This window comes from Actinacidiphila acidipaludis, from assembly GCF_019890725.1.
Taxonomy (GTDB): domain Bacteria; phylum Actinomycetota; class Actinomycetes; order Streptomycetales; family Streptomycetaceae; genus Actinacidiphila; species Actinacidiphila acidipaludis.
In genome coordinates, this window is sequence record NZ_JAINZZ010000106.1 from 1 (window position 1) to 11,720 (window position 11,720).

At 73.4% G+C, this 11,720-nt stretch carries 13 protein-coding genes; 5 read left to right on the top strand and 8 right to left on the bottom strand.

Annotated elements, in window-relative coordinates; translation table 11 throughout:
- Positions 1 to 193, top strand: a 193-nt coding sequence (locus tag K7862_RS36395) for a hypothetical protein (RefSeq protein ID WP_222969962.1), incomplete at its 5' end; no start/stop codon positions are given.
- Here K7862_RS36395 and K7862_RS36400 read toward each other — a convergent pair.
- The 7 genes from K7862_RS36400 to K7862_RS36430 all read right to left on the bottom strand — a co-directional run bounded on the left by K7862_RS36400 (position 166) and on the right by K7862_RS36430 (position 5,479).
- Positions 166 to 495, bottom strand: coding sequence for a TcmI family type II polyketide cyclase (locus tag K7862_RS36400; protein ID WP_222969965.1), 330 nt, complete (start codon positions 493 to 495; stop codon positions 166 to 168). The two genes, K7862_RS36395 and K7862_RS36400, sit on opposite strands and share 28 nt — an antisense overlap.
- Positions 496 to 499: 4 nt before the next feature.
- Entirely contained in the window at positions 500 to 994 is a 495-nt protein-coding gene (locus K7862_RS36405) for an SRPBCC family protein (RefSeq protein ID WP_222969967.1), read from the bottom strand.
- Between the two features lies 1 nt (position 995).
- A complete protein-coding gene (locus K7862_RS36410; protein WP_222969969.1) occupies positions 996 to 1,256 on the bottom strand; it encodes an acyl carrier protein in 261 nt (86 codons plus the stop codon).
- A gap of 96 nt (positions 1,257 to 1,352) precedes the next feature.
- Positions 1,353 to 2,663, bottom strand: a complete 1,311-nt coding sequence (locus K7862_RS36415; protein WP_222969971.1) for a beta-ketoacyl synthase N-terminal-like domain-containing protein — start codon at positions 2,661 to 2,663, stop codon at positions 1,353 to 1,355.
- Complete coding sequence (locus K7862_RS36420) at positions 2,660 to 3,928, bottom strand: beta-ketoacyl-[acyl-carrier-protein] synthase family protein (protein ID WP_222969973.1); 1,269 nt, start codon at positions 3,926 to 3,928, stop codon at positions 2,660 to 2,662. The genes K7862_RS36415 and K7862_RS36420 overlap by 4 nt, the downstream gene beginning before the upstream one ends.
- Positions 3,925 to 4,365: a cupin domain-containing protein gene (locus K7862_RS36425; RefSeq protein WP_222969975.1), complete on the bottom strand. Its 441-nt coding sequence runs from the start codon at positions 4,363 to 4,365 to the stop codon at positions 3,925 to 3,927. The genes K7862_RS36420 and K7862_RS36425 overlap by 4 nt, the downstream gene beginning before the upstream one ends.
- A 40-nt stretch (positions 4,366 to 4,405) precedes the next feature.
- Complete coding sequence (locus tag K7862_RS36430; RefSeq protein ID WP_308012377.1) at positions 4,406 to 5,479, bottom strand: SchA/CurD-like domain-containing protein; 1,074 nt, start codon at positions 5,477 to 5,479, stop codon at positions 4,406 to 4,408.
- 382 nt (positions 5,480 to 5,861) lie between these two features.
- Between K7862_RS36430 and K7862_RS36435 the strand changes: the two genes are divergently transcribed.
- Positions 5,862 to 7,502 (top strand): FAD-dependent oxidoreductase, encoded by a 1,641-nt coding sequence (locus K7862_RS36435; protein ID WP_222969979.1) that lies wholly within the window; start codon positions 5,862 to 5,864, stop codon positions 7,500 to 7,502.
- Between the two features lie 113 nt (positions 7,503 to 7,615).
- On the opposite strand, the gene K7862_RS36440 is transcribed toward K7862_RS36435, so the two are convergent.
- The gene (locus tag K7862_RS36440; RefSeq protein WP_222969981.1) at positions 7,616 to 8,863 is read right to left on the bottom strand and encodes a multicopper oxidase domain-containing protein; all 1,248 of its coding nucleotides are present in this window, start codon (positions 8,861 to 8,863) and stop codon (positions 7,616 to 7,618) included.
- A gap of 452 nt (positions 8,864 to 9,315) precedes the next feature.
- Here K7862_RS36440 and K7862_RS36445 point away from each other — a divergent pair, with 452 nt between their 5' ends.
- The 3 genes from K7862_RS36445 to K7862_RS36455 all read left to right on the top strand — a co-directional run.
- Entirely contained in the window at positions 9,316 to 10,107 is a 792-nt protein-coding gene (locus tag K7862_RS36445; protein WP_222969983.1) for a hypothetical protein, read from the top strand.
- Between the two features lie 157 nt (positions 10,108 to 10,264).
- Positions 10,265 to 10,987 (top strand): class F sortase, encoded by a 723-nt coding sequence (locus tag K7862_RS36450; protein WP_222969985.1) that lies wholly within the window; start codon positions 10,265 to 10,267, stop codon positions 10,985 to 10,987.
- 148 nt (positions 10,988 to 11,135) lie between these two features.
- Positions 11,136 to 11,720: cellulose binding domain-containing protein (locus K7862_RS36455; protein WP_222969987.1), on the top strand; the 585-nt coding region annotated here is incomplete at its 3' end.

Sequence of the window (11,720 nt, forward strand, 5' to 3'; positions counted from 1 at the left end):
GAGTCACCCCGACGAGATCGCCGGGACGCCGCGGCAGCGGGTCTGGAAGTGGGCCACGATGTCCTCGACCTTGATCATCTTTCCGGTCTCGCGGACCCCCGAGATGACGGCGAAGTCGCCGATCGGGGTACGGGCGGAGCGGCGTGTGCGGCGCGTGCGGGCCGGTCAGGCGCCCGCGCGCTCCCAGCGGTAGAACTCGCGGGCCATCGCGTCCTTGGGCTCGCGCCAGGTCGCCGGGTCGTACGCCGAGACGTACGGGTCCAGCGCCCGGCTGATCGCCCGGAACTCCGGGTGGTCCTTCATCCGCGCGACCTCCGGCCCGGGCGGGCGCTCGGCCTCGATCAGATGCAGGTACACCTCGCCGAACTGGAACAGGCTGCGGCCGGTGACCCCGATCAGACCGGGCAGTTCACCGCGGTCGGACTCGGCGAAGGTCCGCGCGATGTCCTCGGCGGACTCCGGCTTCATCCGCGCGACGATGAGCGAGCGGTGCATCGGCTCACATCCTCCCGCCGGATGCGGACGCCCCTGCGGCCGGCGCCATGGCGGCGGCCGCCTGCTCGACCTGCTCGCGGATGCGCTCCATCTGGATGACGGAGTTGCGGTTGATGTGGTCGGTCATGCCCGCGTCGTCGACCGGGGCGGTCGGCTTCATCGCGAACTCCTGCAGCCAGCGCATCTCCGTGCCGCCGGGCACCTGACCGTACTCCCAGCGGATGTTCATGAACTCGAACGGCCCGGTCTCGACCCGGTGGGCCTTGACCGTCCAGTTCGCCCGGTCGGCGGTGCGCTCGGAGACCCAGCTCCAGACCGTGCCGCTCTCGTCCGGGTGCATGGTCAGGCGGAAGGTGACGGTGTCGCCCTTGCGCTCCATCACCTCGACCTCGGCGTACTCGCTGAACAGCGTCGGCCAGCGTTCCAGGTCGTTGGTGATCTCCCACGTCAGGTCGAGCGGCGCGGCGATGACGATGCGGTTGTCGGTGTGTCCTGCCATGTCAGACTCCTGCGGCCGTGAGCTGGTTGTTGACGTTGTCGAGGAACGCGTGCGGGCTCTTGCAGCCCTCCGCCTGGTCGCCGATGGGCCGCCCGTACCGCTTCTCCAGCTCGGCGACGATGCCGAGCAGGCCCAGGGAGTCCAGGTCGAACTCGGCGAAGGTCGCGTCGGGGCGGCGCTCCATCTCCCGCGGGTCGACGGTCAGCCCGGCACGGGCCTTCATCAGGGCGGCCAGTTCGTCGAAAGTGACAGGTCCGTTCATCGGTGGATCTCCTTCGTTCGGGACCGCCGGGGGGATCTCCGGCGGTCACGGGTCCACCGGCGCCCGCCCGTGAGCGGGGGCGGGCGCCGGTGAGGGTCAGCGCTCGTCCCCGTGGGCGCTTCGCAGCACCACGGCGGAGTTGCACCCCATCAGCCCACGGCTGAGGACGAGCGCGGTGTGAAGGGGGGTGGTTCGAGCCTCCCCGGTGACGACGTCGAGGTCGTGCCGCACCCCCGTGACATTCGGGGTGGGCGGCACCACGCCGTGTTCCAGGGCCAGCACGGCTGCTGCGACGTCGAGCGCCGAGGAGGCGGAATAGGCGCGGCCGAAGCCGGTTTTCGGTGCGGTGACGGGGACCGTCGCCGCGTGGGGGCCGAGCGCGTCGGCGATCGCCAGCGCTTCGGCCTGGTCGGCCTCCGGGACGCCGAGGGCATCGGCGAAGACCACGTCCACCTCGCGCGCGGAGCACCCGGCCTCGTCCAGGGCGTCCCGGATGGCCCGGGCCAGCCCCTGCCGGGACCGGCTCCAGTCGCCCGTGCCGGTGAAGTTCGCCGCGTGTCCGGCGAGCACCGCCTGCGGCCGGGCGCCGCGGCGCTGCGCGGCCTCCCGGTCCTCCAGCACGAACATCGCGCCGCCCTCGGCGGGCGCGAACCCGCAGGCATCGGTGGTGAAGGGAAGATAGGCCCGCTGCGGGTCGGCGGAGAGGCTCAGTTCGGGGTAGCCGAGCTGGCACACCACCGAGTAGGGGGCGAGCGGCGCCTCGGTCGCACCGACCACCACCGCGTCGGTGCCGCGCCGGATGGTGCGGGCCGCGTGGGCCAGCGCGTCCAGCCCGCCGGCCTCGTCGTTGGCGAGCACCCCGCACGGTCCGCGGAACCCGCCGCGGATCGATATCTGCCCGGTGCTGGCGGCGTAGAACCAGGCGATGGACTGGTACGGGCCGACGAACGACGGCCCCTTGCCCCACAGTTGCTGGAGCTCGCCCTGGCCGAACTCGCCGCCGCCGGAGCCGGCCGCGGTCACCACGCCGATGGCGAAGGGGTGTTCCGGGTCGTTCTCCAGCCGGGCGTCCTGCAGGGCCATCTCGGCGGCGGCCATGGCGAAGTGCGTGAAGCGGTCGGTCTGCACCAGGAAACGGCCGTCGATCAGCGCCGACGGGTCGAACCCCTCGACCTCGCCGGCCACCTTCAGCGGCAGGTGCGTGCAGCCCTCCCGGGTGACCGGGCCGAGCACGGAGTCGCCGTTCTGGACGGACTTCCAGAACCGCTCGGCGCTCTGGCCGTTCGGGGCGACCACGCCGACACCGGTCACCACCGGCTGCCGCGGCCGGCTGCGGGCCGAACGGGAGGGTGCGGCCGAGGGGGCTGAGGCGGACGAAGTGGACGAAGCGGGTATCGGCTGGCTCATGACGTGCTCCTCTCCGGGTGCGCGAGCACCACCGCGGACTGGAAGCCGCCGAAGCCGCTGCCCACCGAGAGCACCGACCGCAGCGGGGTCTCGCGTGCCGTGCGCGGCACGTAGTCCAGGTCGCAGTCCGGGTCGGGCGTCTCGTAGTTGGCGGTCGGCGGGACGACGTCGTGCTTCAACGCCAGCGCGCAGGCCGCGAGTTCGATGGCGCCGATGGCGCCGAGCGAGTGCCCGACCATCGACTTGATCGAGCTCATGGGGACGGTCCTGGCGCGCTCGCCCAGCGACCGCTTGACCGCGGCGGTCTCGTGCCGGTCGTTCTGCTTGGTGCCCGAACCGTGCGCGTTGACGTAGTCGACGCAGTCGGCTCCGATCCGGGCCTCGGCCAGCGCGTGGTCGATGGCCTCGGACATCTCCCGGCCCTCGGCCGTCAGCCCGGTCATGTGGTAGGCGTTGCCGAACGTCGCGAAGCCGCGCAGTTCGCAGTGGATGACGGCGCCCCTGGCCCGCGCGTGCTCCCACTCCTCCAGGAGCAGCACCGCCGCGCCCTCGCCGAGCACGAACCCGTCGCGTTCGGCGTCGAACGGCCTGGAGGCATGCGCCGGGTCGTCGTTGCGGGTCGAGGTCGCCTTGATCGCGTCGAAACAGGCGACGGTGATGGGCGAGATGGGGGAGTCCGCGGCGCCGGCCACGATGATGTCCGCCCGGCCCTCCTGGACCAGGTGGAAGGCGTGGCCGACGGCGTCGAGCCCCGAGGTGCAGCCGGTGGAGACGGTCTGCACCGGGCCGCGGGCGCCGAGGTCCTCGGCCACCTCGGAGGCCAGCGCGCTGGGCTGGAAGGCCCGGTGCAGGTGCGCGCCGGACGGCTCGTGCGCGACGTCCCAGCGGGCGCCGCGCTCGCTGACCGCCACGTAGTCGTGCTCCAGCCGTGTGGTGCCGCCGACGGCGGACCCCAGAGACGTGCCGATCCGCCAGGGGTCCTCGGCGGCCAGGTCGAGACCGCTGTCGCGCACCGCCTCGCGGGCCGCGGTCAGCGCGAACTGCACGTACCGGTCGGTGCGTTCGGCGAGGTCGGCGGCTATTCCGGCGGTCCTGGCGTCGAAGTCGCACTCGGCTGCTATGCGGGAGCGGAAACCCTCGGGGTTGAACAGGGTGATGCCCCGCGTCGCGGTCCTGCCGGACGTCAGCAGGTCCCAGAACGCCGGCACGCCTATGCCGCCGGGGGCCACCACCCCGAGCCCGGTGACCGCCACCCGCCGGTTCACGCGTGCGCCCCGGCCGGGTCGGGGGGAGCGGCTTGGACGGCAGCCGCCTCCTCGGTGACCTCCGTGTCCACATGGCCGAGCTCCGGACGCGGGGCCAGCGGGCCGAGGTGGAAGACCATCCGTGCCTCGGTGGTGCCGACGTTGCGGAACCGGTGCCGCTGGTCGACCGGGATCATCAGGCCCTGGTCGGGGCGCAGCGCGTGGGTGATGCCGTCGAGGTCCACCTCCAGCTCGCCGCTGACCACGTACACGAACTCCTCGGAGTACGGGTGGTAGTGCTCGCCGATGCGGTCGCCCGGCTTGATGATCGCCAGGCCCATGAAGCCGCTGGTGGCACCCACCGAGGTCGGGGTGAGGACCGCCCGCAGATCGCCGCCGCGGCGGGTGTTCGGGCTGGTGTCGTCGAGGTGGACGATGCGTGCTTTCGGGTCGGTCATGACCGCTCCTCAGGGTGGTGGGTGGGTGTGCGGGCGCGGGTCAGGCGTCGTGCGACGTGCGGTCGGTGATCAGCTCCATCCGACGGCCGCCGCGGGCCAGGCCGTGCGGGTCGCCGGAGTCCGCGGGCCCGCGCACGTCGAGGACGCGCACCAGGACGTCCCCGCGCTGGAACACGGTCGCGGCGGCGAGCGCGTGACCGGGGTCGGTGCAGTCCGCCGCGTCCAGGCCGGCCAGCCGCCGGGCCTCCGACGGGCCCTGCTGGGCGTCGATCGGGTGCAGGTAGGCCACCCGCGTGACCTCGCCGGCCTGCGGGTCGGACGTGGCGTGCTCGACCGCGGGCAGCGCCGCACGGGCGAAGAAGGCCCGGGCGGAGGCCGCGTCGGTCAGGTCGCGCTCCTCCTCCAGGTACGGGTTGATCGCCTCCTCCACCGCGCGCACCTCGGGCTGCTGGGCCACGTGCCGCAGCGCGTTGCCCAGGTCGCCGGTGACCTCGACGGCGCGCACCACCCGGTTGCCGTGCATGTACAGCGAGGTCCGCAGCAGCCGCGTGGTGTCGTCGACCTGCGCCTTGGGCGACTCGTAGTCCGCCAGCAGGCGGGCCACCTTCTCCTCGCTGCCGGGCGTCACGGTGAAGGTGATCGCGTGCCGGACGACGCCGCCGGTGCACAGCGGCGGCGCGGGCAGCGGGTCGGTGCCCGCGGCCGGGCGGGCCGAGGCGGACGAGGACCGGGGGCTCTTGCGGGCCTCGCCCAGCGCCGGGTCTGGCGTCTCCCGCTCGATGACGAACCGCAGCGAGGTGGTGTCGCGCACGCAGCCGTGCAGCGGTTCGACCATCTTGCGGTGCGCCGCGCTCTCCACCCACTCCAGGAACGGCTCGCTGCTCTCCCACTCGGAGGTGATGAGCCACTGCGAGGAGTTGCCCAGGGACTGGCAGAGCTGGTCGCTGATGTGGCCGGGTACGGCCGCCACCTGGTGGCGGATCTGCTCGTAGGCCTGCAGGAACTGCTGCTCCTTCCCGTCGAGCACGTCCAGCAGCAGGACCACGCGCAGTCGCGTGGAGGTCTCGGCCTCGGCGGGGGACGGCGCGGTGCGCCGCTCGTCCAGAGTCGTCACGGATCGTTCCTCTCGGAGTGCTGGGCGGCCCGGCCCCCGCCGGTGCGGGCGGCCGCCGGTGGTGCGGCGGTGGGACGGGCGTCCCGGCCACCTGCAACGGGCACGGCACTGGGCACTGCTGTGGGCACGGCAACAGGCCATGCCGACTGCATATGCGTTCGGCTCGACCGGCTACCGTAATGCTCACGAAAACGGACAAATCCCGCACGGCACGTGAGGCGGGCGAGTGAAGACCCGGGCAAGGTGCTCCCCGCTGCGACCCGGCAGGGAAGGGAGCACACGCAGGCCGGCAGCGGTGCCGCCGTTCGCCGCGGCACCCGCGCCGGCCGCCACCCGCCCGACTCCGCACGGGAGAACCCGACTCCGCACGGGAGAGACCGCCATGACGTCCACCACCGATTCCCGCGCCGACGAGCGCGTGCCCGTCCTGATCGCCGGCGGCTCCCTCGTGGGGCTGTCCGCGTCGCTGTTCCTCGGCCGCCTCGGCATCCGGCACACGCTCGTCGAGCGCCACGCGCGCACCTCGCACCACCCGCGGGGGCGCGGCAACAACGTCCGCACGATGGAGCTGTTCCGGACCGCCGGGGTCGAGCCGGCCATCCGGGAGGCCGCGTCCGTGCTCGCAGGCAACCACGGCATCCTGCAGGCCGGCACCCTGACGGGCGCCGACCAGGAGTGGCTGTTCAAGCAGATCGACCCGGGCGGCCGGCTGGCGCGCATCAGCCCGTCCGGGTGGTGCCTGTGCAGCCAGAACGACCTGGAACCGGTGCTGCTGGACAGCGCGCGCGAGCTCGGCGGCGACATCCGCTTCAGCACCGAACTGATCGCGGCCGAGCAGGACGCCGAAGGAGTGACGGCCGTCGTCCGCGACCGCGAGTCCGGACGCGAGCGCACCGTGCGCGCCGACTACCTGATCGCCGCGGACGGACCCCGCAGCCCGTCACGCGAACGCCTCGGCATCCCGATGACCGGCCCCGGCGACCTGTTCCACAACGTCAGCATCACCTTCCGGGCCAAGGGGCTGGCCGACGCCGTCGGCGACCGCCGGTTCATCGTCTGCTACCTGACCAACCCCGAGAGCCCGGGCGCGCTGCTGCCCGTCGACAACGAGCAGGACTGGGTCTTCCACGCGCCGTGGCGGCCCGACGACGGCGAGACGCTGGATGACTTCACCGACGAGCGGTGCGCGCGCCTCATCCGCACCGCCACCGGTGTGCCCGGCCTGGAGGTCGAGGTCACCGGGAAGGCCCCCTGGCACGCCGCGGAACGCACCGCCGCCCGCTATGGCCGCGGCCGGATCTTCCTCGCCGGCGACTCCGCCCACGAGATGTCGCCCACCGGCGCGTTCGGCTCCAACACCGGCATCCAGGACGCCCACAACCTGGCCTGGAAGCTCGCCGCCGTGCTGCACGGCTGGGCCGGCCCCGCGCTGCTGGAGACCTACGACACCGAGCGGCGCGCGGTCGCGCTGGCCACCGGCGCCCGTGCCTCCGCCCGGTCGGCGGAGCACAGCCACCCCGGCTACGACGTCACCCCGAGCGGCGGCCCGCAGGCCGGGATGCTCGCGGTCGTGCTCGGCTACCGCTACCGGGAGGGCGCGGTCCTCGGCGCCGACGCCGAGGGACCGGTGATCCCGCAGGACTTCCGTCCCGTCACCGAACCCGGCGGCCGGGCCCCGCACATGTGGGTCCGCCTGGACGGGCGGCGGCTGTCGACCCTGGACCTCTACGAGCGGGCGCCCGTGCTGCTCAGCGGCCCCGACGCGGCCGACTGGCACGAGGCCGGCCGCCGGGTGGCCGAGCGCACCGGCGTGCCGCTGGAGTGCTACCGCGTCGGCGTCGACCTGATCCCCGAAGGCGGCGGCGAGGAGGCGCCGGACTGGGCGCGGCTGCACAACACCACCGACGAGGGCGCGGTCCTGGTCCGGCCCGACGGGTTCACCGCCTGGTGCACCAAGGGCCCCGACCCCGACCACGAGAAGACGCTGGAGGAGGTCCTCGAGCAGGTGTTCCGCCGCGGCTGACCGCCGCCCGTGCACACCGCGGGGCCGTACGCACGGCGCGTACGGCCCCGCGGTGTGCGTGCGAGGCGCCGCCCGGACGGCCGCCGTGCGGCGGTCGGCCGCCCGGGCGCCCGTCAGCCGCTCACCACATAGCGGCCCGCCATGCCGCGCATCATGTGCGCGGGCATGTGGCAGTGGTAGAGCCAGTCGCCCGGGTTGTCCTCCTGGTACTCCAGGGTCAGCGTCGTCGCCGGGCCGAGCACCTGCGAGTCCACCCATCCGGCCGGGGTCTGCCAGCGGTGGCCGTGCAGGTGGAAGACGTGCAGGGAGTTGCCCAGCGTCCCGACCCGCCAGCGCACCCGGTCGCCGGCCTTCGCGGTGAAGGTGGGCGCGTTGTCGACGAACGCGCCGCCGTTGCACAGCGACAGGTCCTGCTGGAGCGCCGGGGCGTCGCCGGCCGACAGGTCGTGCAGGAACAGCACGAACTCCCGGTCCACCGGCGGGGTCTGCTCGTCGGTGACGGCGATCATCCCGAACAGGCCCAGCACCGCGCCGACTTCCATCTCGGGACCGCCGCCGGGGAACGCCCCGGCGCCGCCGTGCGCGCCCCCGCCGCCGGCGGCGTCAGCGGTGCCGCCCCCGCCACCGGTGCTGCCGCCCTTGGCGCCCGAACCCGACGCCCCTGAGCCCGACTTCGGCCGCGGCACCGTCTCCGGTACGGCGTGGTCGTGGTACGGCCAGCTCCCCACGGAACCGGGGGTGCACTCCCACGTGTAGGTGTACGTGTCCCCGTAGGCCACGGCCGTGCCCGGCTTCTTGGCGTCGTCGGCCATCCAGCCGCCGTCGTTGTCCGGCGTGTAGCGCACACCGTGCGGGTGCATGCTGTGCGGCCACTGGTAGTGCGCGTCGTTGTTGCGGAAGTGCACCCGGATGACGTCGCCGACCTGGCCGCGCAGCACCGGCCCGGGGATGCCGGTGTTCGGCCCGATCCCGTCGACCGCGGGGTCGCCCGGCAGCGGGCTGCCCCAGTTCGGGGTGTAGGCGCGGTAGCCGACCGCCTGATAGGACGTCTGCCCGGCGGTGTACGTGTCGCCGGTCATGCCGTCCTTGCCGTTCGGCACCAGGTTGTGCGTGAACGAGTCGGCCTGGATCCAGTACTCGCGGACCCGGCCGGTCGGCTCGAACCGGTCCAGCGCGAACGGGTCGGCGGCGGCGCGGCCCGCCGCGGGCGCGGCCTGCGGGGCGGCCGCCGACGCCCGGGGCGCCGTGGACAGGCTCAGCGCGGCCAGTGCGCCGCCGCCCGTCAGCGCGCGCAGAAGGGTCCGGCGGCCGTTGCCGGGGTGCGGGGCAGGTGCCGGGGCCGAAGGCGGGTCCGAAGCCATGGCGTCCTCTCGGGGTGCGCGTACGCGTAGACGAGTACGCGTACGGAATGCGGGTTCGGGTCGTGGCGGACAGGGTGCCGCCGGTCCCGGACCAGGCCGGGTCCGGGCACGGCTTTCCCACCCGTCACAGTGGTCACTACCCCGGCCGCCGCACGGGCCGCCCCGGCCGTGCGGGTGACCCCCGGAGCCCCGTCACGGCTGACGTGATGTCGTCTGCCGTGCTCCGGAGGTCAGTTGGAGCTTTCTGACGGCCCGGAAGGGACTGCCGGAAGAGCGCCCGACGGGCGGTCAGACTGACGGATCGCCACCCGAAGAGCGGAGTGGGCCACCCTGGCGGCTCACTCAAGATGCACGGAACGCAGAAGTGACTGACGGTGATCACGTCGTCACCTCGCTTTCCAGGGCCGGCATGAAGCCGACCGGCGTGTGTGCCGACGGAAGGAACCTTCTCCATGCGTACTGCTCGTTCCGTTCTGGCCGGTGCCGCACTCTCCGCGTGCCTGGCCATCGCCGCGCCGGCCGCCCACGCCACGGGTGCCGTCAACGCCTACGACCCGAACAGCCACGGCGCCGGCTCGTCCTCCAGCAGCTCCTCCTCGTCCGACAGCTCGTCGTCCGACAGCTCGTCCTCGGACAGCTCCTCCTCGTCGAGCGACTCGCACGGTGACCACCACGGGGACCACCACGGCGACCACAAGGACCCGCACGGCGGCATGGCCACCGGCGGCGGCGCCATGGCGCTGACCGGCCTCGGTGCCCAGGGCGCCTACGACCCCAACAACCGCCCGGGCGCCGGTCACGACAACTCGTCGTCCAGCAACACCTCGTCCAGCAACACCTCGTCCAGCAACACCTCGTCCAGCAACTCGTGGTCCGACAGCTCGTCCTCGGACAGCTCGTCCTCGTCGAGCGACTCGCACGGTGACCACCACGGTGACCACCGCGGTGACCACAAGGACCCGCACGGCGGTATGGACACCGGCGGCGGCGCCATGGCGCGCGCCATCGGCGCCTACGACCCGAGCGGTTCCTCGGACTCCGGCAGCTGGGGCGGCAACGACCAGGGCGGCTCCGGCTGGGAGGGCCAGCACCCGCACGGTGGCATGCACACCGGTGGCGGCGGCATGTCCCTGGAGACCGGCAGCGGCCTGGCTGCGGGCTCCGTCCTGCTGCTCGGCGGCCTCGGCGCCGGCGCGTTCGTGCTGCGCCGCCGCCGCGCCAACGGCGCCACCATGGCGGTCTGATTCCGCTCACACCTGCACAGCAACGCCCTGACGGCGTGGCCACCGACCGTTCCGGCGGTGGCCACGCCCGTCCCGTTCCGGCTCCCGGCCGCGTCCGGGCGGCCTCATCGGCAGTACCCCTCCCGCCTCCCGGCGGATCGTGGAAAGGCAGCGCCTCATGGCCGTGCAGCACCCGCAGACCGGCGGACCCGAGCCGGAATCGGCACCCGTGCGCGACAGCGGGTCCCGCGTCCTGCGCTGGGCCGCCGCCGCGGCACTCCTGGGCACCCTCCTGGTCTACAACTCCCTCAACCCCCACGGCCAGGACACCGCCAGCGGGGTCCCCCCGGTGCCGCAGACCGTCGCCGGGCCGACCGCCGGGCCCCCCACCTCCGCCGGCGCGCCCTCCTCCGCGAGCAGCGCCGTCCCGGCCCTCGGGCGTTCGGTGCCCACCCGCCTGTCGATCCCCTCCATCGGCGTGGACGCCCCCTTCGTCCCGCTGTCGCTGGGCGCCGACGGCGCCCTGGAACCGCCGCCGATGAGCCGGCCCAGCGAGGTCGGCTACTACGCCGACGGGCCCACCCCGGGCGAGCAGGGCGCGGCGATCGTCGCCGGGCACGTCGACACCAAGACCGGGCCCGCGGTGTTCCTGCTGCTCTCCCTGGTCAAGCCGGGCGCCTCGGTGGCCGTCAAGCGCGCCGACGGCAGCACCGTCTCCTTCAAGGTCGACTCCGTGCAGACCTTCTCCAAGGCCACGTTCCCCGACCAGAAGGTCTACGGCGACACCCCGGACGCCCAGCTGCGGATCATCACCTGCGGCGGCACCTTCGACCGGACCAAGCAGGACTACCAGGACAACGTGGTGGTCTTCGCCCATCTGACCGGGTCCACCGGCTCCTGAACGGGGTGAGTCTTATCCCGTCCCTTGGCCACCCTTAAGCCCGCCATAAGAACCCGGCTCACCGCCCTCAACTGGGTTTTTGTCCGATCCGAGCCCGCTAGCGTGCGCCTGCGTCCCGCACTTCCCCCCAGTACGAGGCAGGCAGCACATGGCAACCACTCACCGACGCCGTCCCAGCCGCACGGTGCAGCTGATCGGCGCCGTCACCGCGGCAGCCGCGATAGCCGGCGGAGCCTTCGCCCTCGCCGGCTCCGCGAGCGCCGCGACGGTCGGCGCCGCCTACTCCAAGACCAGCGACTGGTCCACCGGCTACACCGGGCAGTACACGATCACCAACTCCACCGGCAGTGCCATCGACGGCTGGACGCTGACCTTCGACCTGCCGGCCGGCACCGCCATCAGCTCGCTGTGGAACGGCGACTACACCGTCTCCGGACAGACCGTCACCGTGAAGCCGGCCGGCTGGAACGCCACCATCGCACCCGGCGCGGCCGTCCAGGTCGGTTTCGTCACCAAGGCCGCCGCACACGCCGCCGACCCGGTCAACTGCCTGATCAACAACGCCAGGTGCTCCGTCGACGACGGCCCGGCCCCCACGCCGAGCGGGCATCCCACCGCCACCGCGACGCCCACCGAGGCCCCGACGCAGCCCCCCACGCAGACACCGACCGCGATGCTCACCCCCGAGCAGCTGGACGCCTTGCGGGACATCGGCCGGGCCATCAGCGCGGGG